The organism is Nocardia vaccinii NBRC 15922, from assembly GCF_001613305.1.
In the GTDB taxonomy this organism is placed as follows: domain Bacteria; phylum Actinomycetota; class Actinomycetes; order Mycobacteriales; family Mycobacteriaceae; genus Nocardia; species Nocardia vaccinii.
On sequence record NZ_BDCC01000077.1, the window covers coordinates 21,498 to 46,465 of the forward strand.

At 64.3% G+C, this 24,968-nt stretch carries 21 protein-coding genes; all 21 read left to right on the forward strand.

The window, feature by feature from the left end; all coding sequences use genetic code 11:
* Positions 1 to 283: 283 nt before the first annotated feature.
* Complete coding sequence (locus NV1_RS37645; RefSeq protein WP_157117633.1) at positions 284 to 1,213, forward strand: YncE family protein; 930 nt, start codon at positions 284 to 286, stop codon at positions 1,211 to 1,213.
* A 39-nt stretch (positions 1,214 to 1,252) separates the two neighbouring features.
* A complete protein-coding gene (locus NV1_RS37650; protein WP_067903001.1) occupies positions 1,253 to 2,953 on the forward strand; it encodes a GMC oxidoreductase in 1,701 nt (566 codons plus the stop codon).
* 695 nt (positions 2,954 to 3,648) lie between these two features.
* On the forward strand, positions 3,649 to 3,843 hold the full coding sequence (locus NV1_RS44180) for a hypothetical protein (RefSeq protein WP_157117634.1): 195 nt from the start codon (positions 3,649 to 3,651) through the stop codon (positions 3,841 to 3,843).
* A 448-nt stretch (positions 3,844 to 4,291) separates the two neighbouring features.
* On the forward strand, positions 4,292 to 4,459 hold the full coding sequence (locus NV1_RS44185) for a hypothetical protein (protein WP_157117635.1): 168 nt from the start codon (positions 4,292 to 4,294) through the stop codon (positions 4,457 to 4,459).
* Positions 4,460 to 4,491: 32 nt separating this feature from the next.
* Complete coding sequence (locus NV1_RS37660; RefSeq protein ID WP_157117636.1) at positions 4,492 to 4,713, forward strand: hypothetical protein; 222 nt, start codon at positions 4,492 to 4,494, stop codon at positions 4,711 to 4,713.
* A 410-nt stretch (positions 4,714 to 5,123) separates the two neighbouring features.
* A complete protein-coding gene (locus NV1_RS37665) occupies positions 5,124 to 5,918 on the forward strand; it encodes a crotonase/enoyl-CoA hydratase family protein (RefSeq protein WP_067903010.1) in 795 nt (264 codons plus the stop codon).
* Positions 5,915 to 7,033, forward strand: a complete 1,119-nt coding sequence (locus tag NV1_RS37670; RefSeq protein WP_067903013.1) for an acyl-CoA dehydrogenase family protein — start codon at positions 5,915 to 5,917, stop codon at positions 7,031 to 7,033. Before NV1_RS37665 ends, NV1_RS37670 begins: the two co-directional genes overlap by 4 nt.
* Positions 7,030 to 8,064 carry an acyl-CoA dehydrogenase family protein gene (locus NV1_RS37675; RefSeq protein WP_067903016.1) on the forward strand — a complete coding sequence of 345 codons (1,035 nt, stop codon included), beginning with the start codon at positions 7,030 to 7,032 and terminating at the stop codon, positions 8,062 to 8,064. Before NV1_RS37670 ends, NV1_RS37675 begins: the two co-directional genes overlap by 4 nt.
* Positions 8,065 to 8,250: 186 nt before the next feature.
* Positions 8,251 to 10,590, forward strand: coding sequence for a LuxR C-terminal-related transcriptional regulator (locus NV1_RS37680; protein ID WP_169813511.1), 2,340 nt, complete (start codon positions 8,251 to 8,253; stop codon positions 10,588 to 10,590).
* 459 nt (positions 10,591 to 11,049) lie between these two features.
* Positions 11,050 to 12,057 (forward strand): MBL fold metallo-hydrolase, encoded by a 1,008-nt coding sequence (locus tag NV1_RS37685; protein WP_169813512.1) that lies wholly within the window; start codon positions 11,050 to 11,052, stop codon positions 12,055 to 12,057.
* Positions 12,036 to 13,469, forward strand: a complete 1,434-nt coding sequence (locus NV1_RS37690) for an aldehyde dehydrogenase (RefSeq protein WP_067903026.1) — start codon at positions 12,036 to 12,038, stop codon at positions 13,467 to 13,469. The genes NV1_RS37685 and NV1_RS37690 overlap by 22 nt, the downstream gene beginning before the upstream one ends.
* Before the next feature lie 95 nt (positions 13,470 to 13,564).
* The gene (locus NV1_RS37695; protein ID WP_067903029.1) at positions 13,565 to 14,686 is read left to right on the forward strand and encodes an amidohydrolase family protein; all 1,122 of its coding nucleotides are present in this window, start codon (positions 13,565 to 13,567) and stop codon (positions 14,684 to 14,686) included.
* Positions 14,687 to 14,694: 8 nt separating this feature from the next.
* On the forward strand, positions 14,695 to 15,768 hold the full coding sequence (locus tag NV1_RS37700) for a DODA-type extradiol aromatic ring-opening family dioxygenase (protein ID WP_067903033.1): 1,074 nt from the start codon (positions 14,695 to 14,697) through the stop codon (positions 15,766 to 15,768).
* Positions 15,768 to 16,625: an alpha/beta fold hydrolase gene (locus NV1_RS37705; RefSeq protein ID WP_067903036.1), complete on the forward strand. Its 858-nt coding sequence runs from the start codon at positions 15,768 to 15,770 to the stop codon at positions 16,623 to 16,625. The genes NV1_RS37700 and NV1_RS37705 overlap by 1 nt, the downstream gene beginning before the upstream one ends.
* Complete coding sequence (locus NV1_RS37710; RefSeq protein ID WP_067903039.1) at positions 16,622 to 17,902, forward strand: aromatic ring-hydroxylating oxygenase subunit alpha; 1,281 nt, start codon at positions 16,622 to 16,624, stop codon at positions 17,900 to 17,902. The genes NV1_RS37705 and NV1_RS37710 overlap by 4 nt, the downstream gene beginning before the upstream one ends.
* Positions 17,899 to 18,408 carry an aromatic-ring-hydroxylating dioxygenase subunit beta gene (locus NV1_RS37715; RefSeq protein WP_067903042.1) on the forward strand — a complete coding sequence of 170 codons (510 nt, stop codon included), beginning with the start codon at positions 17,899 to 17,901 and terminating at the stop codon, positions 18,406 to 18,408. Before NV1_RS37710 ends, NV1_RS37715 begins: the two co-directional genes overlap by 4 nt.
* Positions 18,405 to 19,193, forward strand: a complete 789-nt coding sequence (locus NV1_RS37720) for an SDR family NAD(P)-dependent oxidoreductase (RefSeq protein ID WP_067903044.1) — start codon at positions 18,405 to 18,407, stop codon at positions 19,191 to 19,193. Before NV1_RS37715 ends, NV1_RS37720 begins: the two co-directional genes overlap by 4 nt.
* 90 nt (positions 19,194 to 19,283) lie before the next feature.
* Positions 19,284 to 20,399, forward strand: a complete 1,116-nt coding sequence (locus NV1_RS37725; protein ID WP_067903047.1) for an acyl-CoA dehydrogenase family protein — start codon at positions 19,284 to 19,286, stop codon at positions 20,397 to 20,399.
* Between the two features lie 23 nt (positions 20,400 to 20,422).
* Positions 20,423 to 21,619 carry an acyl-CoA dehydrogenase family protein gene (locus NV1_RS37730; protein ID WP_067903050.1) on the forward strand — a complete coding sequence of 399 codons (1,197 nt, stop codon included), beginning with the start codon at positions 20,423 to 20,425 and terminating at the stop codon, positions 21,617 to 21,619.
* Complete coding sequence (locus NV1_RS37735) at positions 21,619 to 23,157, forward strand: GMC family oxidoreductase (protein ID WP_067903053.1); 1,539 nt, start codon at positions 21,619 to 21,621, stop codon at positions 23,155 to 23,157. The genes NV1_RS37730 and NV1_RS37735 overlap by 1 nt, the downstream gene beginning before the upstream one ends.
* 193 nt (positions 23,158 to 23,350) lie before the next feature.
* Positions 23,351 to 24,913 carry an AMP-binding protein gene (locus NV1_RS37740; RefSeq protein ID WP_067903055.1) on the forward strand — a complete coding sequence of 521 codons (1,563 nt, stop codon included), beginning with the start codon at positions 23,351 to 23,353 and terminating at the stop codon, positions 24,911 to 24,913.
* Positions 24,914 to 24,968: the final 55 nt, after the last annotated feature.

A 24,968-nucleotide genomic window follows, 5' to 3' on the forward strand; every position in this document is an offset into this window, starting at 1 on the left:
GTCGCATGTCGCATACAGCTGTATGTGAAGGCTCTGCGACCAACGTCGGGGGCACCCGGAGGCGGTGTGCTCCGGCGCGGTCGAATTCGAGGGGATCGTTGTGCGATCGAGTGCCGTGCCGACAATTGCCGCTGCGATGGCCGTCCTGTTCTCAACTGCCTTGGTGTCTCCGGCAATGCCGGTGGCGGTTGCCATACCAGACGGTTCCGCATCAGCCTGCGCACCGGAGGTACTGAGAAACCGCGGTTACTTCTCCAACCAGGGCGACGGGACGATCTCGGTGGTGGACCTGCCGACCGACCGGGTCATCGGAACGATCGGCGGGTTCTCGCATCCGTGGAACGTCAACGTCACTGCCGACGGGGCCAAACTGTATGTGGACGACGTCCCGATCGCCGATCCGGCCTACGCGAACGTCTCCGTGGTCGACGCCTGTACCCACGCTGTCGTCGACCGGATACCCACTTCCGGGCTGGCTATCGGTTCGGCTCCCGCGAACGGCCGAGAAGTGTTCACCGCGGCCTACTTCCGCCGACAGATACTGGTGCTCGACACCGAACGGGACAAGGTGAGCGAAACCTACCCGGCCGCATCGGTTCCCACGGGCGTGATCGGGGATGAGAGCGAAAAAGGCTTGTGGGTCACCGCATTACCGAATCTGCTCTATCACATCGACCGACTCACCGGGACGTCGACCGAGGGGACACCCGTTCTCACCGGGGGCCCCGCGCCGCAACAGATGGCGCTGACTCCCGATGGGGCCACGCTGGCCGTGGCCGACAGCACCGGAATCTCGCTGGTGGACACCGCATCGAGGACCATTCGGGCCAGGGTCGTGCTGCCGGGAGCCCCGAGTTCCCCCGCATACGGTGCGATCAGCCCGGACGGAAAACATTTGTGGATGGCCTACTTCAGCGGCCAGGTCGCCGTCATCGATATCGCCGACGGGCAAGTGCTTCGTATTCACGACACCGGCGGCTGGGGCATAGGTACCACGTTCTCCCGGGACGGCAGCAGAGTCTACGCCGCGACTACTCCGCCGGGGACGGTGATCGCTCCCTTGGGGCTCGGTTACGCGATTCCGGCATTTCTGAAGGCGTGGCGGCCCGGCGGGATCGTCCGTGTCTACGACGCAGCAACTTTCGATCAGGTCGCGACGATTCCCGCCGGAAACCTGCCGATGGCCGTGGCGATACCCGGGGTCGTCAAATGACTTGCTGCCCAGGGGAAATCAGGAGAAGGACAGGCGAAAATGGCCGATCTCACACGTCGCAAGGTCCTCGCCGGTGCAGCACTGGGCGTCGCCGGGGCTGCGGTGAGCAGGTACACGTCCGCGCACGCCGACCCGGCGACCGCGCCTGCCTCGGTACGCGAAATACGTTGCCGGGCAGTGGTTGTCGGTGCCGGTCTGGCGGGTGGGGTGACCGCGTACCGGCTGGCCGAAGCCGGGGTGCAGACGCTGGTGCTCGAGCGGGGCAGGCGCTGGGATGTCGGTCCCGCCGGGAATGCCTTCGCCACCATCCGTAATATCGACAAACGAGCTCTCTACGTTGCGCCTGCGAATCCCGCTCTGCCGCAGTTCGGTTCACCGACAGGATCGTATCCCGGCATCCTCGAGATTCTTCCCGGCGACGGTTTGGCGGTGGTATCCGGCGTGGGCGTGGGTGGGGGCACTCTCGTCTACGCCGGCGCCACGATCCGTCCGCGCGAAGCCGTCTTCGCCGCGATGCTGCCCACCGTCGACTGGGGCAGCATGGACCGCGAGTACTATCCCCGCGCTGCTCGCCGGTTGCGGGCCACGCCCATTCCCGATGATGTTCTGGCACACCCGAACTGGTCCGGTGCGCGCGCATTCCTGAAGATGGGCGAAGACGCCGGGATGACACCCGAACGAGTGCGACAGACCGTCGACTGGGACATAGTCAGGCAGGAACTGCGCGGGACCCGGGTCCCTGCGCTCAGCGTCGGCGAATATCTGATGGGAGTCAACAGCGGCGCCCGCAATTCGGTCGATAAAACATATCTCGCGCAGGGCGAACGTACCGGCAAGGTCAGCATCGCTCCGCTGCATCGGGTGCTCGACATTGGAACCGACAGCGAGACAAGACGATTCAAACTCAATGTGCAACACACCAGCGAGACGGGCGCGATCATCGAACAGTTGCGGGTCGTCGCCGACGCGGTGTTCTGCGCGGCCGGATCGGCCGGAACATCCAGACTGCTCGTGGCCGCCAGGGAAACCGGTGCACTGGCCGATCTCAACGACGAGATCGGCCGGCATTGGGGAGGTAACGGTGACGAGGGCTGGGCACAACTGATGACCGCGAGTCCGACCGCGGGCATGCAGGGCGGTGGGATCAGCGCGGCGATCCGCGACGACCGCGACCCCTCCGCGCCAGCAACACTGGAGAACGCCGCCCTGCCGCTGCCCACCGAGATGCACATGGTCGGCATGCTCGGCATGAGCATCTGCCCTCCTGCTGGGGAGTTTCGCTTCGATTCCTCCAACGGAGAGGTCCGCGCATACTGGCCGGTCGGCGTCGAACCGGCGGACCGGGCAGCGACCCGCGATCTCATCCGAAGGATTGCCGCCGGAACCGACGCGGCCGGTGTGGAACTGTCCGCGGCCCTCGACAGAGCCCTCGACCCGATCACCGACCCCGTCCTGGACGGGCGGGTCCGCGGAATACTGCGATTGCTCTCGGGCGCCGCTACCGATTCGGTGAACGTCGGCCCGCTGGTGCCGTTCACCGGTCACCCACTGGGCGGAGCCACTCTCGATACCGCCTGTGACAACGTCGGACGAGTTCACGGCTACCGAGGGCTCTACGTGACCGACAGTGCACTCATCCCCGGCTCGACCGGCGGCTGCAATCCCTCCTGGACGATCGCGGCACTCGCGGAACGCTGCCTGGACACCATCATCGAGCAGGACGCGGGTGTTGTCTTCTGACCGTGTCCCACCGCAGGTTCGTGACCGGAGGGTGCGAACCTGCGACAGATGACCTGGGATTTTACTGCCCAAAGCTGGCCTGTTCAGGAAATCTTGCGCCTAGAAATCGCCTTGACCTGTGTAAACACTGTCGCAGATTGGTGCCCCCGGCAGGACACACAAAACATGGGCAACCGGAAAACGCCTGGTCATCGTGGGTATGTACCCGGTCTGAGTATTGCGATCCGCCCGAAGGAATGCGTTCTCGTTCCCATGTTCGCCGTGCCTAGAGCGGGGCACATCGAATATGGGAACGGGGATGACCTGCGGTTTTCGCGGGGTCAGCTGGTGATCGTAGCGAAATTCGACCTATGACGGTTGTTGACCCTGTCCCATTTGCGCCTGGCGCGGGGCCGATGGGTCCCGTTCAGGCAGCGTTGAAATGTCGACCGTAGCCGCCGATGTTCCATACCACCCACCGGAACTCGTCGGGCGAGAACGGGTACCTGGCCGCTACCCCGGGTGCCGGAGGGATCGGCCAGAAGCACACGCCGCATCGGTGGCAATAGCATCCACAGTCCCAAGCCGCGTGTGCGGCACCGCGGCCACGCTCCACTTGGCGGTTGTGGCGGGAGCGGTTTGCGGCCACGGCGAAGACGAGCACCGGCGGTGCGACGGCGATCGCAGCGAATACCAGCGCGACAAGGGTGACTCCGATGATCGAGCCGATCGATGAATCCTTGGCAGTGAACTCCCCGATGACTGCCGCCGCTGAGGCTGCCAGCCACAGCAGCGTCAGAACCGACAGGAAGGACCCCAGCATTATCGTTCCTGCGGTCGAAACCGGCGACGGCGCAGGCATTGTCGCGTACGCCAAGCTCGTCGTGCTTGTCCGATTGACCGCTACGTGACCCACTGCCGGTATCAGGTGGCCTGTGGGGGAAACACCAACACCGGAATATCGGTCGGTGCCGGATACGGTGGACACCCCGGTCGCGTGCAGCGCCGGGACGCTTCGTATCCAATCTGCGCGGTCACAGCTCGGGCATGAGAGGTCGACCATACTGTGGGTCCCTTCGTCCGGAACGTTCCCCTGCCGCCCGATCCGAGTCGCGGTGCTACAGGTTCAGGCCATAGACCTTCTATATGGAACTCCGCATCCCGGTCCCGCTCAAAATCTCCGCGTTGCCTACTAGCAAACTAATTACCTAGAGGGCTGACCTGCAGCCAGGTGTCGGCTGCCAGTCCCGTTCGATCAAGCCAGCAGTAGACATCGGTTCCATCTGATGAAAGTCACCGCTCTAGCCGACGTCCGACGCCGCTATCGTCCAGACAACCTGCCCCCTACCCAGGAGACCCATGGTCGAGCCGCTGATGACCACCGACGGGCACGTCGACGCCCTGACTTCGAATCTCCCAGGTGATGGCGGCGTGTTCCTGCCCGGTATCGTCGGAGCCACCCGCGCGGTCGAGCTTGTGCTGAGAGGGGACCGGATCTGTGCGGAAACCACCCTTGAGTGGGGGTGACCTCGCCCGTGGCGCCGCGAGTGCCGTCAATCATGACCGGCCATGCTCGGTCTCCGCGTCCGGAGGAGACCGACGTACATCTGTCGGTGTGCCTGCACGACCAGCGGATGGATTTCGTTGCATGTTCGACCGCCGCGCTGGTGTTCGTCCAGGACTGGGACGCCCGCTACCGCCTCGGTACGGTAGCGGTGCTGCCCGGCGACACGACCGGGCTTCCGCGTCTACCTAACGAACGGCTCTACCTCGAGCCCTGATCAGCCCGGTCCCGTCAGTGCTGCTGTGCTCGAGCGGCCAGCGGTCCCATTTGCCGTCGTGCACAGATATGGAACTTACTGTGCGAGAACGACCGTTCATCCTCTGTCCACGACGTCAGTTGCGCCGCTCGCCCACACTCCACACCAGATCCGCCATCGACCGCCCGCTACGGCCGACCTCGGCTGGGCCGTCCGGTCGCGGCGACGACCTTGCGGCGACATTTCGACACGTTGCCACCGTGACACCGAGATCCCCTGCAGCGCCCAGCATTTGACATACGAACACCGCAGGCCAGCTCGATGCGGGTACCAGCGGCCGAGGTCGGTTCCATCTGGTGAAAGTCAGCGCTCGAGCCGACATCGGATGCCGCTATCGTCCAGTCAACCCTGCCACCTCACTCAGGAGACCAATGGCCGAGCCGCTGATGACCACCCGAGACGGGCATGTCGAGAGCTGGACTTTGAATATCCCACAGGAGCGGAATCCCATCTCGGGTGCCGACATGATCGACGCCTTGGTCGCCGCAGCCATGCGAGTGTCCGCGGATCCTGCCGTGCGGGCGGTGGTCCTCACCGGTATGGGACCCGCCTTCTCCGCTGGCGGCGACCTACGGGCAATGGCCGGCAAGACCGGCATGTTCGCATCCGACGATCTGGCGGTTGGCTACCGCGACGGCATCCAGCGCATAGCTCGGGCGCTATTCTCCTGTACGACTCCATTGATCGCTGCGGTCAACGGACCTGCAGTCGGCGCCGGGTTCGATCTCGCGCTGATGTGCGATCTGCGGATCGCGTCGTCGACGGCATTCTTCGCAGAGTCATTCGTCAAGGTCGGCTTGGTCCCGGGTGATGGTGGCGCGTTCTTCCTGCCCCGTGTCGTCGGAGCCGCCCGTGCGGTCGAGCTTGCGTTGACAGGGGACCGGATCTCCGCGGAAACCGCCCTCGAGTGGGGAGTGGTCTCGCGCGTGGTGCCACCAGAGGAACTGCTCGGGACCGCTCGGGATCTGGCGCACCGCATCGCGGCGAATCCGCCCATCGCCGTGCGCCGCACCAAGGAGCTGTTCAGGGATTCCTCCATGGCTTCGCTCGATGTGGTGTTGGATCGTTCGGCGGCGTTCCAGGCCGAGCTACATGAAACTGTTGACCACGCGGAGGCAGTATCGGCGTTCCTGGAAAAGCGCACTCCGGAGTTCACCGGCAAATGACCTATTTGATCCCGCCCCCCGCCGCCAATACGCACGCGCTCGTCGCACTTCGAGCGCAGGTACGCGCTTTCGTCCAGCAACAGGTCGCAGAGGGCGCCTTCACACCCGATGTGGACTCCTGGCTTACCGGTTGGGATCCGAGCTTCAGTCGTGCCCTTGCCAGCCGGGGCTGGCTGGGAATGATCATTCCACCGGAGTACGGCGGGCATGGGAAGTCATTCCTCGAGCGGTTCGTCGTGACCGAGGAATTGCTGGCGGCCGGAGCACCCGTCGCTGCCCACTGGATAGCTGATCGACAGGCGGCGCCGTCGTTGCTTCGTTACGGCACTGAGCAACAGAAACGCCGCTATCTTCCGGGGATTGCCCGGGGGGAGCTGTTCTGGGCAATCGGTATGAGCGAACCTGACTCCGGGTCGGACCTTGCCTCGATCCGCGCCCGCGCCGAGCGGGAGCCCGGAGGATGGCGGCTCACCGGCACCAAAGTGTGGACCTCAGGCGCCCACAATGCGCATGCCTTCTTCGCCTTGGCGCGCACCACCCCCGCGGACCCAGCATCGCGGCACGCGGGCCTGTCTCAGTTCATTGTCGATCTCGACTCGCCCGGAGTCGAGATCCGTCCGATTCTATCGATGACAGGTGGCCATCACTTCAATGAAGTGCATATGGAGTCGGTTTTCGTTCCGGACGAGTTGGTGCTGGGCACGGTGGGCGAGGGTTGGCGCCAAGTGACATCCGAGTTGTCCTACGAACGGAGCGGGCCTGAGCGGTTCCTATCCACCTTTCAGCTGCTGGCGGCGCTGACCGCGGCCGGCTGTTCCGATGTGGGGCGCTACGTCGCCCGGACCACTGGACTCCACGAGATGTCATTCGCGGTCGCCGGCGCGCTGGAGCGGCATGAGGACGTCTCGGCCGCAGCCGCTGTCGTCAAAGTCTTGGGGACGGCGATGGAAGGCGATATCGCCGATCTTGCCGATCTTTCGAACGATGACTTCGGCGCCCCGAATTTACGCGAACTTACCGCGCGCTCGGTCGCGCAACGGCCTGGTTTCACCCTGAGGGGCGGAACGAATGAGGTACTCCGCGGCGTGATCGCGAGAGAGCTGGGATTGCGATGAGCAGTGTTGACCATGTGGCCGCCGACCCGGAACTGGTCGACACCATCCGGCGTGTGTTGTCGTCGAGAGCTCCTTCGAGGCACGACCCCACGACAGGAAAGACTTTCGACAGGGCATTGTGGGACCAGCTCGAAGCCCTCGGCCTCGCTCGGCTCACCGGCGCCGAGGCCACTGGAGGAAGCGGTGCCGGATGGCGCGAGGCGGCAGTCGTGCTGGCGGAGGCCGCAGGCCATGATGTGGCGCTGCCGCTGGCTGAGCACGATCTGCTGGCCGGTTGGCTACTGGGGCGGGCTAACTTGCCCGCAGACGCTCGGCTTCGCACGGTAGCAATGCTCGATCGATTTGGCCGAGCACGGGCAGTTCCGTGGGCCCGGCATGCCGAATCGGTAGTCGTCGTATACAGCTCATCCGGTACCTGGCGAGTCGCCGACCTCTCCACGTCCGCGGTGACGATCACTCCGGGACTCAACATTGCCGGCGAACCCCGCGACGATGTCGCAGTCGATGTCGCCGCTCTGGCGAACACGACGACAACAGAATTGCACGAAACCGAACTGGAGGAGCTCCAACTACGCGGCGGTCTCGCCCGAGCGATTCAACTAGTAGGCGCGCTGGAGCGAATTGTAACGCTGACCTGTGAACATGTTGTCTCGAGAAATCAATTCGGGCGGCCACTGGCTCGGTTCCAGGCGGTGCAGCATATGGTCGCAGACCTATCCGCAGAGTCCGCGCTCGCCCGTGCGACCGTCGACGCAGCGATTCGGGCTGCCGACGACGGCTCGAGGCGATTCGGCTTCCTCACCGCCGTGGCACGCTCCTGCGGCGGGCACGCGACCTCTGTCGTTGTCCGCAACGCCCATCAGTTGCACGGCGCGATCGGGACCACGTTGGAACACAAGTTGTACCGATACACCCTCCCGGCCACGGCATGGCGCTCGGAATTCGGCTCGACCAGCTTCTGGGACCAACGGGTCGCGACCCTTTCGCGCGAAACCGGAAGGGACGGCTTGTGGTCACTGGTGGCGGACTGATGCCTCGAACGCGTCGGCATCGTTTCACAGAGCGGAATGCGACAGCGGATGACCTCGCGTGGGAGCGTGTTATTAGATAATGTGTTCGACATCATATCTGCGGCGGAACCATCATCGCGGGTACCGAACAGCCGAAAGTAGCAACACCTGGCTATGCGTTCCCGACCTGGCAACCTTCCCAGCGAGGTGTCGAGCTTCGTGGGGCGACGCCGCGAACTCGCGGTGGCACGCGAGTTACTCGGCGCAACACGGCTGCTCACCCTCACCGGCACAGGAGGTGTCGGCAAGACGAGACTGGCCCAGCGTCTGGCCGAGGACACTCGCCGAGCTTTCCCTGACGGCACCTGGATCGTCGAACTCGCAGATCTGCAGCAGGACCGCTTCGTCGCGCAGAGCCTCGCCGACACCCTTGGTCTTCGCAACGACACCGGCGATCCGATGGTCCAACTCCGCGACTACTTGGTGGACAAGCAACTCCTGCTGCTCGTCGACAATTGCGAGCATCTCCTGGATCAGTGCGCGAAGGTCTTGGTCGAACTGCTCGGCGCTGCTCCTGGAGTCCGCGTGCTTGCGACCAGTCGACAGGTGCTCGGCGTTCCTGGGGAACAGGTCTATCCCGTACCGCCGCTATCGCTATCGCCGTTCCAGCCTCGCGTCAACGAGAGTTCGCCACCGGACGCCGATGCCATGGCGCTGTTCGCCGAACGTGGTAGGGCCGCGAATCCCGAATTCGCGGTCACTGGTGAGAACTGGGCAACGGTGGCTGAGATTTGTCGACGGCTGGATGGTGTTCCACTGGCGATCGAGCTGGCGGCGGTCAGGCTGCGCGCGCTCAGCGAGCAACAGATTCTCGAGCGACTGGACGACGCGCTGGAGCTGCTGAAACTCGGCCCGCGAACCCTTCCGGAGCGGCAACGCCGGATCGAAGCGACGATCGACTGGAGTTACCGGCTCTCGACCGGCGCCGAGCAACGGTTGTGGCGTGGCCTGTCGGTGTTCGCAGGGGGCTTTACGCTCGATGCCCTCGAACAAATCTGCGCCGCCGCCAACATCGCCTCCACCGAGCTACTCGACGCACTTTCCGGTTTGGTGGAAAAGTCCATCGTCTCCCGCCGTAGCCGCGGCGGCCGCCATCAGATGACGGAGGTTTTGCGGCAGTTCGGTTTGAAGCGCCTCGCGGACAGCGGCGAGGAACAGGAATTCCGCACCCGGCACCTGCGTCACTACGCCCGGTTGGTGGAGCGCGGGACAGCGGACTACTGCAGCCCCCGCGACCGTGAGTGGACAATGCTGGTCCGCGCCGAGCATGCCAACATCCGGGCAGCCTTGGAATTCGCACTCTCCCGGCCGGAGACGGTGCACTCCGCGATGCTCATAGCCTCCCAACTGGCGCCGTACTGGACACATACCGGTTATTTGCGCGAGGGCTATACGTGGCTACGCCGTGCGCTGGACGCGAACGAGGAACCTTCCGAGGAACGTCTGCAAACGCTGTCGGCCGCAACGAACCTGGCACTGATGTTGGCTGAGGTCGGTCCCGCGATCGAGCTGCTGGATCGGTGCCGGGCGCTACAACAGACGGCAGACAACGGGTTGCGGTCGCAAATCGGGCTGCACACCGCACTGATCGAGTTCCTGACAAGGGGGCCGAAGGTTGCTGTCGGGCTGGCAGAGACGGCGGTCCAGCTCACGAACACGGAGACCGATCTGGGGGTTCGGGCGCAGGCGCTGGCAGCACTTTCGATTTTCGCGTTTTGCGCCGAGGATCCGGCCGCACGCCGGTACGCCGACAGTTTCCTGGCCATGACCGAGAACTGCGAGGCGAATCTGCTGCGCGCAATCGCGCTTTCGATAGTCGGCCTCAACCTCTGGCGCGCCGGCGATGCGAAACGCGCCGAGGAGCGGATCAGCGTGGCTATCGGTATCTATGTCGACTTCGATGAGCGTGCGATGCTCGCGTCGGCGATCGAAAGCATGGGATGGCTGGCCGCTGACCAACGCGAGGATATGCGGGCTGCCCAACTGTTCGGCGTCGTTGACAAGATGTGGCGCGCCGCGAAGCTGTTCATCGCCCGATCGATAGCCGAGTTCGTCGGTAAAGACATTCGGGCCCGAGTTCAGCGACGGCTCGGCGAACAGGCGTGGGCACAAGCCCTCGATCAAGGCGCTCGTCTGAGTGACCTGGAGGTGCTGAACCTGATTCGGCGAGCGCCCAAACCCAGTGACAGTCATGCCAGCCCGGCTGTGCGTCCATTACGCAGTGACCAGTCGGCCAGCCGGCCAGCCCTGACTCGCCGCGAGGTTCAGATCGCACGACTGGTCGCGGATGGCTCCAGTAACAAGGAGATCGCAACCCAACTCGTGATCTCTGTGCGCACTGCGGAGCGACACGTCGAGAACATCCTCGTCAAGCTCAGCGTCCATTCACGTACCCATGTCGCGGCCTGGGTAAGAAAGCACTTGCCACCGGACGTCTTGGGCGATGCTCAGACGGTGGTCAATTCGGCGGCGCGTCCGAAGCCGTGAATCGCGGCAAGTGCTGACCAGGCCGGAGCGGGACCGAGGCGCGCACTCGCCCGCCGACACCAAGGGCGTCCGCGCAGCGGTACACATCGTGTCGAGCGAGTGGATTCGCCAACATCGAATCGACTCGAGGCCCGGTCCGGCAATGCTGAGGCCCAGCTTGACGCCCGTCCCGTGATTCGATCATCAGTCATCTCCAAGGCCGCAACGGCGTAGCTGTCCGCGTACCGCGCTGGCCAGGAGCTTTGTGATTGGCGCAGGGCAGTCGGTCGTCACCTTCAGGTCGGTGCCACGAGATGGAACCGCGCGGTCGTCAACCGGCCGACAGATGGTCAACTTCGGTGTAGCCGAACGAAGGGGAGCTTCCACGTCATGCCGCATGCTGGTCGAGAAGCCAAGTCGCAGACCTCCAAGGTATGGGATCAGCCGGGTGTCCACGAGGTGGCCCCAGGCGTACACCGGTTGGCATTGCCGATTCCGGATGCCGCGTTGCGGGCGATCAACGTCTACATCCTCGCCTCGGCTGACGGGGTGGTGATGATCGATGGAGGGTGGGCGGATCCGCGCTGCGCGCAAGCCCTACGCGAGGGACTGGGCGAGCTCGGTCTTATGCCCGCAGACATCAGCGACATCTACGTCACACACCTCCACCACGATCACTACTCGCTCGCGCTTCAGCTGCGCCGGCAGCACGGCTGCAAGGTCCACCTCGGCGTCGGAGAGCGTCCGTCCCTCACCGCCGGCGCTCGCGCCGATACTCCGCTGGCCCAAGCTGACCAGCTACGTCTGTATGGCGCGGAACACGAGGTCGAGTCTTTCGTCGACCGGCTCCAAGACAGTGGCCTACCGGTCGATCTGGCCTGGGATCAGCCCGACGCCTGGCTGGTGGACGAACAACTGATCGTTCTGCGCGAACACAGTCTGGAGGTGATCGCCACCCCGGGACATACCCGCGGACATGTCTGCTTTCGCAACCGCGAGCATGGGTTGTTGTTCACCGGTGACCACGTGCTGCCGCACATAACACCGTCGATCGGTTTCGAGAGAGAGCCGGAGGAACTGCAGGTGCAGACCTTCCTGAATTCACTGACAATGCTTCTCAGCCAGCCGGATGCCGTGGTCCTGCCCGCGCACGGCCAGGTAATTCCGAGCGTGCACGAGCGCGTTCATGAGTTGCTCGACCATCATGCCGACCGGCTGCGGGCATCCCTCGAGGGCGTACGCGGCGGCGCGACAAGTGCGTGGGAGGTTGCCGGCAGGCTGCGGTGGACCCGGAAGCAGACACAGATCGATGCCCTCGACGTCGTCCACCGTGGGCTTGCGGTCATCGAAATCGGCTGCCACCTCGACGTGCTTGTGGAGCGCGGTGACCTTATCGCTACGCAGACCGACGGTGTACGCCGTTATCGCATTAGCCCTGCCGTTGAACCCGACGAGAGAGGAATCTCATGCACCACGACTCTTTGCTGATCGGCGGCCAGTGGGTGCCGTCCGCCAGCGGCAGCCGTATTTCGGTTGTCTCGCCAGTGAGTGAGCAGGTGATCGGTTCGGTACCGATGGCCGCGCCACAGGATGTCGATGCCGCGGTCGCTGCAGCCCGCAGCGCCTTCGACGAGCCGGCAGGCTGGTCATCGTGGGACCCGGCCATCCGCGCGGACGCGCTTCGGCGGTTCGCCGAAGCACTTGACCGCCGGGCAGGCGAGATCGTCCGGGCAGTCAGCAGCCAGAACGGCATGCCGTCGGCGATCGGGCGCCGCAGTGAGGGCCGCTTGCCGGCGACCCTGCTGCGCTATTACGCGGAACTGGCACGGAGCACTCCGCTGGAAGAGGAGCGAGCCGCGTTGGCGGGAGGTGTGACGCGGGTGGTGCGTTCTCCGATCGGAGTGGTTGCCGCGATCGTGCCGTTGAATTATCCCCAGTGCCTTTCCTTCTTCAAACTGGCGCCGGCACTGGCCGCCGGCTGCAGCGTCGTGATGAAGCCCTCGCCAGAGACCGTGATAGACGCTTACCTGGTGGCTGAGGCGGTCCTGGAGGCAGGGCTGCCGCCTGGGGTGGTCAATATCGTTCCGGCTGGTCGTGAAGTCGGCATGCACCTGGTCGGGCACCCTGGTGTGGACAAGGTCTCGTTCACCGGCTCGACCTCGGCGGGTCGTGAGATCGGGGCTCTCTGCGGCAGCTTGCTCCGGCCGGTCACGCTGGAGCTGGGGGGCAAGTCGGCTGCGATCGTCCTCGATGATGCGGACCTCGCTGAGCGCGCCGCAGAATTGTTCGGCGCTTGCCTGGTCAACAACGGCCAGACCTGTTACATCAGTACTCGTATACTCGCGTCGCGCAGACGTTACGCCGAAGTCGTCGATATCTTCTCCGATTTGGCGCGATCGCTCGTCATCGGTGATCCGCTGGATTTGCAGACCCAGATCGGACCCGTCGTAAGCGAGCGCCAGCGCACTCGGATCGAGGCCGTTATCGGCAAAGCTGTCGATGACGGTGCCCGGATCACCGCAGGTGGCGGCCGCCCGGCAGGGATCGATAGGGGCTGGTTCGTAGAACCAACGATTCTCGCCGATGTCGACAATTCTTCGCAGCTGGCACAAGAGGAAATTTTCGGGCCGGTCCTCGCAGTCATTCCCTACGACGATGTCGACGATGCTGTTCGAATCGCCAACGACTCCAGATACGGACTCGGGGGCACCGTGTGGTCCGCCGACGAAGAGCGCGCATTGGCGGTAGCCCGCCGGATACACACCGGAAGTGTCGGCGTCAACGGTTACATGATCGATCCGGCCGCTCCGTTCGGCGGCGTCAAAGCGAGTGGATTGGGCAGCGAACTCGGGCCCGAGGCATTGGCCGGCTACCAGCAGACCAAATCGATTTACACCTGATCCGAATCCGGTTCCAGCCGGTGGTATCAGCTCTGTAAGGACTGCCTGTAGCGGAGATATTGGGACTCATCGACCGACACATCAAAGGAGACGGTATGACGAATCAGCGGAGTTCGTCAGTCGGCGCATTGCCCGCTGGTCTGATCGACGTGCATACTCACGCGCTCGATCCCGAAATTCCTGACTTGAATGGGCATTTCCCAGGCGACTGGCCGCGGGTGACCCGTCTCGACAATTCGCGTGCGCGGGTCACGATCGGTGACCGACCCTATCGGGATGTCGATGACAGATGTTGGTCGATACCGCGCAGGCTGGCTGACATGGACGCCGACGGCGTTGCGGTCCAAGTGCTTTCGCCGATGCCGGCCACCTTGCTACACGGCAACGACGCTGCCGGTGCGAGGATTCTAGCGGCGGCGCAGAACGACTTCCTGGCCGAATTATGCAAACAAGCACCCGGCCGGATCCAGGCGTTCGGGGCCGTGCCGCTGCAGGATGTAGCTGCCGCGGTCGACGAGTTGACTCGCTGCGTCGCCGAGCTCGGGTTGCTGGGTGTCACCATCGGCACACGCGTGGGGGAACGGTCACTCGCCGACGCCGAGTTCGACCCGTTCTTCGATATGGCAGCCGATCTCGGCGCGGTTGTATTCATCCACCCAGTCGATTATGAGACCGATCCGCGCCTACACAGTCTCGGACTCGGTTTCGGCGCTGGTATGCCGACCGAGACCGGCATCAGCGGCGCGTCGTTACTCGCCGGCGACGTCATGCGACGGCGCTCGGCTGGGAAGATCTGCCTCGCTCATGCAGGGGGCACGTTGCCATGGCTGCTCCCCCGGCTTGACGTGGGTGAGCGGCTGAAGGACCGCGCCGCGACAGACTTGTCCAGCGAACGGGTGCGGACGCTGTTCGTCGATTCCCTCACCTACGACGCCACCCAGCTGCGAATTGTCGTCGACCGCGTCGGTGGCGACCGGGTGCTGCTGGGTACCGACTATCCCTTCCCCGCACGTGAGCGTCCGCCCGGCCGGGTCCTGTATGGACTGCCGGACTCTGCCGAGCGAATCGGCCGCGACAACGCACTCGCGCTGTTTCTACCACCGCCCGCGCATGTGGACACCTTCGCAGGACTCCCCAGAAGTGCGCATGTCGAACAACGACTACCAGCGACAAATACCGCCCCGAGTCAGCCGCGCGGCCGACTCACGACCCGTTAGGAGCATCCATGGGTGACATCCTCGGCCTCGGCCTGACCCACTATCCCATGCTGGCCGGCAAGGACCAGCACATGTCGTCACTGCTCCGCATGACACTCAAGGATCCGGACATCCCGCAAAGTGAGAAGGACCCTCAAAATTGGCCCGCGGCGATGCGCGCCGAGTGGTCGGATGACAAGGGCCGCGCGGCTGCGGGAACGCACCGGCGACAGCTTCGCGATGGCCTGGCCCACTGTCGCAAGGCGCTGGACGCCTTCAAACCTGACGTACTGGTGGTCTGGGGCGACGACCAGTACGAGAACTTCCGCGAGGAGATCGTGCCTCCGTTTTGTGTGCTCGCCTACCCCGATCTAGAGATCCAGCCGCTTGCCGAGCTGGCCCAATTCGGCAGTGCGAACGTTTGGGAACTCCCGACAGACACGACGGTCACACTGCGAGGTGCCCCCCAGATCGGCAAGGAATTGGCGGCCGGTCTCCTCGAAGGCGGGTTCGATATGTCGTACTCCTATCGGCCGCGTGAAGGAATTCATTTCCCGCATGCCATCGCCAACACTCAGCTCTATCTCGACTACGACAATGCCGGCAGCGCCTTCGACTACCCGGTAGTCCCAATCGCGGTGAACTGCTACGGATCGCATGTTGTCGCACGCCGCGGCGGTGTGGTCAGCTTCGCGCGAATCGCGGCGGGCGAACAGCTCGACCCACCGGCACCCTCGCCGAGACGTTGCTTCGAACTGGGGCGGGCCGTTGCGGCCACGCTGCGGCAGTCGTCGCATCGGGTGGCGCTGATCGCATCCTCCAGTTGGTCGCACGCGTTCCTCAATGACAAGGACTGGCATCTGCACCCCGATACGGCATCGGATCGGGCCTACTACGAAGCCCTGGTGGCCGGCGATATCGATAGGTGGCTGCAGGCGACTACCGATGACTTGGTTGCCGCAGGGCAGCAGGAAATGCTCAATTGGTTCTGCCTCCTGGGTGCGATGACAGAGCTGAATCAGCCACTGACCTGGTCTAGTTTCGTCGAGACCGGCATCTTCAATTCCAACAAGTGCTTCGCGGTGTACGAGGTGGCAGCGTGATGTCGGTAGAGACCTCGGCGACGTGGGCCAGTGCGACCGTTGAGGTCGGTAGTCACTCGACGCACTACCTGGAGGCCGGTGCTGGTGCGCCGATCGTGCTCCTGCACGGCTCGGGCCCCGGTGTCTCGTCGGCGACCAATTGGTCGCGAACGATACCGGCGTTGGCACAACGATTCCGCGTACTCGCCCCCGAGATGTTGGGCTTCGGTGGCACAGCCCGCCTCGAGGGGCAGGAGTATTCGATGGATATGTGGGTCGACCAGGTCATCGGCTTTCTCGACGCGATCGGACTTGACCGGGCGTGTTTCGTCGGCAACTCCCTCGGCGGCGTTGTCACGCTCCAGCTGGCGATGCGCTACCCCGAGCGGATCGAGCGCATGGTGTTGATGGGCGCACCCGGAGTTGGCATGACGATGACCGAGGGACTGAAAGCCCTGCGGGCCTACGAACCGTCCCTCGAGAATATGCGCGAGCTGCTCACCAAGCATTTTGCCTACAATCCGGCGATTGTCACCGACGAATTGATACGGGCGAGGTACCACGCCAGTGCGGCTCCCGGCGAACTGGAGAACTACCGCGCCATTCACCGCGGCCAGGTATCGAAGGTCAACCAACCGCTCACCGCCGAAGCGGTACGCGGCATCGATGCGCCCGCACTAGTCGTGCATGGCAGGGAAGACCGGGTGGTCTCGCCGGAAGTCGCGTGGACCATGGCCAATCTGATACCGGATGCAGAGCTTCACCTGTTCCCTCGCTGTGGCCATTGGACGCAGCTGGAGCATGCGGACGAGTTCAACCGGCTCGTGGGCGACTTCTTCGCGCGAGGCACCGACACCACCAAAGGAGGCCGGATATGACCACCCTCGAGCAGAATACGCAGGGCAGTGACGTGATCCATGAGGACCGCGACAACAACGTGTTTCGCGTGCACCGGTCAGCGATGACTTCGCCGGAGATCGCCGAAGCGGAACTCGATCGGATATTTTCCACCTGCTGGCTATATGTCGGGCATACCTCGGAAGTGCGCCGACCCGGCGACTATGTGCGCCGTGTTGTCGGTGGTCGACCGGTGTTCATGGTCCGTGGCCACCAGTCCGATCAGATCAAGGTATTTCACAACACGTGCCCACACCGAGGTGCCCTCGTCTGCCGCACCGATGCTGGCAATGCCCGAGCCTTCCAGTGCTTTTACCACGCGTGGACATTCAACAGCGAAGGTGCGCTGACCGGTGTGCCCGGGCGTGACGCCTATGCCGACGGCATCGACCTGGAGGCGCTGTCGCTGAAGCAGGTCGCTCGAGTCGCCGAATATCGCGGATTCGTCTTCGCTTGCTTCGATGCCGACGCCGTCGACCTGGAGGCGTACCTCGGCAATGCCCGCCCATATCTCGACCTGGTGGTCGACTCGATGCGTGACCCGGAGGTCGTCGGGGGCAGCAACCAGTACGCGATGAATGCCAACTGGAAGTTGCTGGTCGAGAACAGTATCGACGGCTATCATGCGCCGTCCACCCACGCCACATACGTGAAGTACCTCGCTTCGCAGGGCACGGATCTGAAGAGCGGGGCGGGGTCCGGAAACGCCGGCTACGACCTCGGCAACGGGCACGGGGTCATCGAGTACGGCGCCTCATGGGGCCGCCCGATCGCAAAATGGGCGCCGGCTTTCGGCGAGGACGCTCGGGAGGAACTGGACGCTATCAAAGCGGACCTGATCAACAGGTTCGGTGAAGAGCGGGGGCGTCGGATGGCCGAGACCAACCGCAACTTGCTCATCTTCCCGAACCTTGTCATCAACGACATCATGGCGGTCACCATCCGCACTTTCACCTCTGCCGGGCCCAACCGGCTAGAGGTCAATGCCTGGCAGCTTGCCCCGGCCGACGAGCTACCCGAGGTCCGCGCCAGCCGACTCGACAACTTCCTTACTTTCCTCGGGCCCGGGGGCTTTGCGACACCCGATGACCTCGAGGCCCTCGAATCGTGCCAGCAGGGCTTCGCGAGTGGCGGAGTCGACTGGAGCGACATTTCCCGCGGTATGGGGCGGCGTGCCCGTCACGACGACGAGGAACAGATTCGCGCATTCTGGCGCGAATGGCACCGACGGATGACCATGCAGGAGGGGCGGGCATGAATACCGCTATTTCGGACACGGCTTTGCCGATCGTGACGCGCGGCGATGTCGAGGACTTGCTTTACCGTGAGGCCGAGCTGCTCGACCGTTGGGAACTCGACGAGTGGCTGGGACTGTATACCGAGGATGCGTCGTACGTCGTCCCCACCAACGACCTTCCTGGGGGAAACCCCGACCACGACATGGTCCTGATCGACGATGATCGGTCGCGTATGCAGGCGCGGGTCAACCGGCTCAAGAGCCGTATGGCGCACCGCGAGTACCCGCACTCCCGCACCAGCCATCAGATCACCAACATCCGCCTGGGGGAGTGGTCCGGCGAACGGCTCGCCGTCAAGGCGGAGTTCACGGTGTGGCGCTACCGCGGTGAGCGCGGTGGCGCCTACTGCGGCCATTACGAGTACCAGATGGTCATTATCGACGGCGCACTCCGGATCGCGGCCAAGCGCGTCGAACTCGCGATGACCACGCTCCGGGGCGTCGGTGACGTCGCGATAGTCCTGTGACCGGGCCCTCCGAGCGGCCCCTCTCGGGACAAGGGGCGATCGTTACCGGTGGCGCAACAGGCATCGGGCTGGCGATCACCCGGCGCTTGCTGCGCGATGGAGCCCGGGTGACGGTTGCGGCACTTCGCGACGCCGAGCTGGAGCAGGGCCGCGCCGCGCTCGCCGCAGAGGGATTCGAGATCGGTGGCGTAGTCGGCGATCTGTCTCGGGCCGAGGACGTGCAGAACCTGCTCGAGGTCGCGGTTGATCAGCTCGGGACGGTCGAGGTGCTCGTCAACAACGCCGGCGGTGGTGTCATACGGCCCACGCTGGAACATTCCGAGCGGACTCTGCAAGCGACGATCGATAACAATCTCTGGACCACGGTGCGCTGCTGCCTGGCTCTGCTGCCGCACATGCGTGAACACCGGTACGGCCGCATCGTCAACATCGGGGCCGAGTCGGTCCGCAACGGTTTGCTCGACCACGCGATTTACAACGCCGCCAAGGGGGGTGTGCACGGACTCACCACCGGACTTGCTCGTGAGTTCGCCGATGTCGGCATCACTGTCAACGTGGTCGCACCGTCGTACGTAATGACATCCGCCGTGCGACACGCGATCGACGCCGGTGCGGTCAGTGAACAAATGACGCGTGTCCTGACGCAGGCGGTCGACTCCATCCCTATCGGCCGTCCCGGTACTCCGGACGAAGTGGCCGCGGCGGTCGCCTTTCTCGCTCGCCCCGACGCAGCGTTCGTGACCGGACAGATCGTCAGTGTCAATGGCGGATCGAGTATGGCCTGAATCAGGTTTCACATCGAAGAACGTCAGCCCCATCGCTGACCCGTGCGCGTCACGATGGATAAGCAGTCACAACCGAAAGAGTAGGCACCGATGGTCGATTTGACCGTGCGCGAGGAGACCACGAGTCTTCTCGAAGTCATCACCCGCTTCGGCGCGGAGGCGATCCGCCCGTCAGCGGGAGAAGCTGAGATCCAAATGCAGCCGCAGCCTGGCCTGGCTGCCCGATTGCGTCAGATCGGGGTCGTGCCGGGCGTCTCGGAGGAGCACGGTGGCCAAGGCGAACTGGAGCCGGAGGACGCGCTCCTGGTCGCCGAGGCGCTGGCCCACGCCGATGCTGGTGTTGCCTACGAATTGCTCGCTGCCAGCCACGCGGCTCTGGTGCTGCGCAGGGTCGGCGACCACGCCCAGCGCGTGGCATATCTGCCACGGCTCGCTGACGGAGCTGCCGCCTCGGTGCTGTATTACGAGGGATTCGGTCGCGGTCCCTCGGAGCTGGAGGCCACCGCGACAGCCGACGGCGACGACTACATTCTGTCCGGTCGTAAGATTGCCGTGGTCCGCCCCCAGGACAGCGATGTCGCAGTCGTCGTCGCCCGGGCGGCGGGCGGCACTGCCGCCTTCGTCCTCGAACGGCATGAGGTCGAGAGGCTCACGGTGTGGCGCGACGATCAAGCCACGGGCAAGCTCGGCATCAAGGCCGCTCGCACTGGCGTCGTCGAGCTGGGCGGTGTCCGGGTGCCGGGCGACCGTCGGCTCACCGGTAATCCGCTGGACCTTGCTCGGGCGATCGCTCACATGCGCGCCCAGCACGCTGCCCTGGCGCTTGGTGCCGCGCGCGCCAGCCAGGAATATGCGCGTGCCTACGCCGCGGAGCGGGTCGCCTTCGGCAAGCACATCATCGAATACCAAGGTGTCGCGTTCCCGCTGGCCGATGTCGCGACCGGGCTCGAGGCCAACCGGCTCAACCTGCTCGCACTTGTGCTCGACGTGGAGACTCTCGAAGACCCGGCGTTGATAGAGCGCCGTACCACCCTCGCGGTCAATCGGACCTTCAAGCACTGCCTCGACGCGACCCGTGTCGGTATCAACTCGCTCGGCGGCCACGGCTACCTGATGGATCACCCGGTCGAACGGTGGTACCGCGCGGTGGCGACCCTCGCCGCCATCGACTTCGACCCGCTTGCCAGCGACCTCGACGCCATCTAACCCACCCGATTAGGAGACCTCCCGTGGACCTCAATCTCAGCGCACCGACCAAAGCGCTGCTCAACGAGCTGCGTGAATGGTCGATCAGCGAAATCCGCCCGCTCGCTCGCGAAACCGATCGACTGCACGCTATTCCCGAGGCGGCGCAGAAAGCGCTGGCCAACGCACCACTGCAGACCAGCCCCTTCGGCGGGCGCATCGAATACCCCGAGCGGTTCGGCCCGATGCTCACTACGGGCAAGGACGGCAGCTATGCGCTGGCCTACGCCTGTGCCGAGGAGATGGTCTATGGCGACGTTCTCAGCCTGGTTCTCGCGAAAGGCAACGGCATCGGCGGCAAGGTGGTGCGACTGATGGGCAACCCCGAGCAGGTCGCGTACTGGGCCGACGGCCTCGACGCCGGGGAGTTCTCCTACTCCGGATTCGCGCTCACCGAACCACACTGCGGATCCGATGCGTCGGCGCTCAAAACCCGCGCCGTCCGCGAGGGCGACGAGTGGGTGATCAATGGGCACAAGCAGTTCTGCACTGGCGGTGCCATCTCTGACTTCATCGTCGTCTTCGTTACCGTAGACCCTACCCGGCGTTCCCAGGGCATCCGCGGGTTCATCGTCCCAAAGGGCACGCCAGGGCTGTCGATCGTGCGAGCCAACGAGAACAAAATGGGCAGCCGCGTTTTCATCACCAGTGAGCTGAGCCTGGATGACGTCCGGATTCCTGTCGAGAACATGCTCGGATGGCCGACTCCGGATGTCAGCGGCTTCGCGAGCGCGATGAAGACCCTGGACACCACTCGCGCATCCGTCGCCGCGATGTGCGCTGGCATCGCTCAGGCCTCGATCGACCAGGGCCGGCAATACCTCGCGGAGAATCGGAGCGCCTTCAGCATCCAGCGCGCCCGCCGCTTCGACGACGAGCTCGACCGGATGGACTCCGCGATCCAAACTTGCCGCTACCTCGCCCGTCGCGCCGCATGGCGCGTCGACCACGCCCTTCCGCACGGCCGCGAAGCGTCCCTGGCCAAGGCATACGCCCCGCCTCTCGCAGAGAAGGTCATCGGGCGGATTCTGCAATGGATGGGTCCCGATGGCTACTCCGAGGAATACCTCGTCGAAAAGTGGTATCGGGATATCAAGATCCAGGACATCTGGGAAGGCACGGGAAACATCCAGCGGATGGTGATCACCCGCACGCACGATCTTGCCGCTATCCCGGTCTGATGGCTGTGCGCGAGCCTGGCATCCGCGCCGGCGAGCCGTCGGCGGCGGATGTGATCATCGTCGGCGGCGGCACGAGCGGCTGCGTTCTCGCCGCCCGGCTGAGCGAAGATCCGGCACGGCGGGTGTTGCTGCTCGAGGAGGGCCGCGACGACACCTTTTACGACGTCACGGTCACCGCACCCACAGCAGGCCAGCACGTCGCACGGGACAAACGCTTCGCCCAGAGCCTGGTGCTCGACCTCGATGACATCGCTGTCCCGCTTGCCCGCGGCCGCGTGCTCGGGGGCACGTCGGCGGTCAACTACCTTGCCGCAGTCCGCGGATGTCCCGCTGACTATGACAAATGGGCTGACCTGGGCAATCCCGGCTGGTCGTGGGCCGATGTGCTCCCGGTGTTCCGCCGGATCGAGACCGATCTCGACTACCCCGGATATCCGCTGCACGGCGACCGTGGTCCGCTGACAGTGCGACGATGGACGGAGTCCACCTTTGCCCCTGCCCAGGCTGCTTTTCTCCACGGCTTGGCCGAAATCGGCGTTCCTCTCGCGGACGATCTCAACGATCCAGCGGCGCTGCCGGGCGTCGGAGCCTTCCCAGCGAGCCTCACGCCAGCGGGGGACCGGCTGACGGTCAGCCGCGCATACCTCACCGACGAGGTCCGGGCACGACCTAATCTGGCCATACACACCGAAACCCGCGTTGTGAGCCTCGCGTTCGAAGGCAGTCGTGTAGTCGGTGTCTGCACCGATGACGGCGCGTTGGTCCGCGCTGACGACATTGTGCTCGCCTGCGGTGCCGTCGAGTCCCCGGCGCTGCTGCTGCGGTCGGGGATCGGCCCCGCGGACGAGTTGGCATCGATCGGGATCGAGCCCATCCACCATTTGCCGGGCGTGGGCCGGGGTCTGCGGGACCATCTCGGGTCAGCGATCGACTACCGGCTCGACGATCGAGGGGTGGGGCGCGGCAGTCCGGCTCAAACCGTTTGGATCGGCGGCGGTGGCGGCGGAGCGGCCACCGACACCCATGTCTTTCCGGTACTCCTGCCCGGTCCTGAGGGCACCGCGTTGCCAGGACGCGTTGCCGTGCTGGTCTTTTCGATGCGGCCAGACGTCGGGGGCTCCGTGACACTGAATCCCGCTGATCCCGCCCGGAAACCGTTGATACGCTTGCCGCGTCCGGGCAAGCGTGAGTTCCAGGCTCACCGCGCCGCGATCGACGTGCTCCGCGCCTGGGAGCAGAGCACGGCCGCACGATCGATTGGTCTGCAGAGAGTCGAGCCCGCCGCGCCATCTTCCGACGCGGACGCCACCGCCGTCTGGCTGCGACCGCCGGTCAGCTACGCCCACCTGACCAGCAGTTGCTCCATGGGGCCTGCCGATATGTCGACCGCTGTCGTAGACCCCTTCTGTTGTGTTCACGGACTCGATGGTCTCCGCATCGTCGACGCCTCCGCGATGCCCCGAATCCCGTCTGGCAACACTTATTTGACCTGCGTCATGGTTGCCGAGAAAATCGCCGATTCGATGGTGGCCCGCTAACAGGTCCCGGCGTCGGCACAAGGAGCGATGTCTCATCATGGGAGCGCCGTTCTACCAGGCAGAATCGCCGATTGTTTCGAGACCGAACCCCGCACATGATGTGACTCAGGTCATGTTTCTGATCGGCTGTGACCCAAGCCGCTACAGAACGAAATATTGCTGATCCGCAGTGAAGCGGGATTGGAGATCGGACATGGACATCGCACGTCGCGAGGACATCGTCACGCCATACTTGCTCGAACGCAATGCCGCCGAGGCGGCCGACGGGCTGATGGCGACCTTCGAAGACAGCAGCACCTGGACCTATGCCCAGGCGTTGTCGGTAGCTCGCCGCGCCGCGAACGCGCTGTACGACCAGGGGGTACGCCAAGGCGACCATGTTGGCGTGCTGCTCCCGAACGGCAAGGAATTTCTCACCGCCTGGCTCGGCATCGCGGCGCTCGGTGCCGTATTCGTTCCGATGAACCTCTCGTTCAAGGGAACGATGCTGGGCAGCCTTGTGGCCAAGACGATGCCGAAGGTGGTCGTCACCATCGAGCCGTTCGCGAGCACTCTCGGCGCAGTCAGCGATGTTCCGCTCATTGCGCCGACGCAGCTCGCTGGCGGCGCTGATCGGGCAGTGCCGCGCGAGCGTGATATCGAGGTGTGGGACACCCACCACATCATGCTCACAAGCGGTACGACCGGCCCTTCCAAAGCTGCTAGGTGCTCCCACCTGCACTTCCACAACTTGGGCCTTTACGGAACGGTGTTTCGCGGGCTGGACGAGAGCGACGTATTCCTGATCGACCTCCCGCTCTATCACACAGCCGCGCTCGGCATGGTCGGCGGTTGCCTCAGCACCCGTACCCCTATCAGCGTCCGCAGCGGTCCGGATCTCAACCGATACTGGGAGACGATGAAGGAGACCGGCGCTACCACTGCTGTGCTCATCAGTTCGATGGTCGGTTTCCTGCTCGGGCGCGCGCCCAGTCCCACGGACACCGACCATCGGATCCGATTCCTGATCGCAATTCCCCTGCCCAATGATCTCGAGCAGTTTCAGAAGCGGTTCAACATCCCAGAACTTGTTACCGCCTACGGCGGCACCGAGCCCTGCACGGTCATGACCAACCGGGTAGGTGAGCCATTGATCCCCAACAGCTGCGGAAGCCTGATACCTGGCTATCACGCGCGCATCGTGGATGAGCACGACTTTCCCGTCGCCCTCGGCGCCGTCGGTGAGATGGTGCTCCGGCACGACCACCCCTGGGCGATCTCGACCGAATACGTGGGCGATCCGGAGGCAACCGCCCAAGCGTGGCGAAACGGTTGGTACCATACCGGCGATTTGTTCAGGCAGGATGAGAGCGGCCACTACTATTTCGTCGACCGCTCCAAGGACGCGGTGCGTCGGCGGGGGGTCAATATCTCCTGTTTCGAGATAGAACAGGCTGTGCTGAAGTGCCCGGGGGTCCAGGAGGTCGCTGGTGTCGCGCATCCCTCCGAAGTCGGTGCCGACGACGAAATCAAGGTGTGGATCGTGCCCGAGCAAGGAACAACGGTCGATTTCGTGGGCTTGGTAAAGCGATTGCATCAGAATGTTCCTCATTTTATGGTGCCGCGCTATTACGAACTGATCGACGCCCTCCCGAAGAACCCGACCACGAAGGTCCAAAAGTTCGTTCTTCGGGACAAGGGGAACTCCGAGAGCACCTGGGATGTGGAGCGTGACGGCGGCCTGCGAGTCACGTCGCGCGGTCTCATAGAAATCTGATTCGGGAGACCGTGTCACCACGGCCTTGCCGAGATAGCTAGGCCCCGTGAGGTAT

Coding starts and splice junctions, on each gene's coding strand:
- NV1_RS37700 (WP_067903033.1), top strand. CDS start 14,695: ATGGGTGACATCCTCGGCCTCGGCCTGACCCACTATCCCATGCTGGCC.
- NV1_RS37695 (WP_067903029.1), top strand. CDS start 13,565: ATGACGAATCAGCGGAGTTCGTCAGTCGGCGCATTGCCCGCTGGTCTG.
- NV1_RS37715 (WP_067903042.1), top strand. CDS start 17,899: ATGAATACCGCTATTTCGGACACGGCTTTGCCGATCGTGACGCGCGGC.
- NV1_RS37725 (WP_067903047.1), top strand. CDS start 19,284: ATGGTCGATTTGACCGTGCGCGAGGAGACCACGAGTCTTCTCGAAGTC.
- NV1_RS37660 (WP_157117636.1), top strand. CDS start 4,492: ATGACCGGCCATGCTCGGTCTCCGCGTCCGGAGGAGACCGACGTACAT.
- NV1_RS37705 (WP_067903036.1), top strand. CDS start 15,768: ATGTCGGTAGAGACCTCGGCGACGTGGGCCAGTGCGACCGTTGAGGTC.
- NV1_RS37735 (WP_067903053.1), top strand. CDS start 21,619: ATGGCTGTGCGCGAGCCTGGCATCCGCGCCGGCGAGCCGTCGGCGGCG.
- NV1_RS37665 (WP_067903010.1), top strand. CDS start 5,124: ATGGCCGAGCCGCTGATGACCACCCGAGACGGGCATGTCGAGAGCTGG.
- NV1_RS37690 (WP_067903026.1), top strand. CDS start 12,036: ATGCACCACGACTCTTTGCTGATCGGCGGCCAGTGGGTGCCGTCCGCC.
- NV1_RS37675 (WP_067903016.1), top strand. CDS start 7,030: ATGAGCAGTGTTGACCATGTGGCCGCCGACCCGGAACTGGTCGACACC.
- NV1_RS37710 (WP_067903039.1), top strand. CDS start 16,622: ATGACCACCCTCGAGCAGAATACGCAGGGCAGTGACGTGATCCATGAG.
- NV1_RS37650 (WP_067903001.1), top strand. CDS start 1,253: ATGGCCGATCTCACACGTCGCAAGGTCCTCGCCGGTGCAGCACTGGGC.
- NV1_RS44180 (WP_157117634.1), top strand. CDS start 3,649: ATGATCGAGCCGATCGATGAATCCTTGGCAGTGAACTCCCCGATGACT.
- NV1_RS37740 (WP_067903055.1), top strand. CDS start 23,351: ATGGACATCGCACGTCGCGAGGACATCGTCACGCCATACTTGCTCGAA.
- NV1_RS37670 (WP_067903013.1), top strand. CDS start 5,915: ATGACCTATTTGATCCCGCCCCCCGCCGCCAATACGCACGCGCTCGTC.
- NV1_RS44185 (WP_157117635.1), top strand. CDS start 4,292: ATGGTCGAGCCGCTGATGACCACCGACGGGCACGTCGACGCCCTGACT.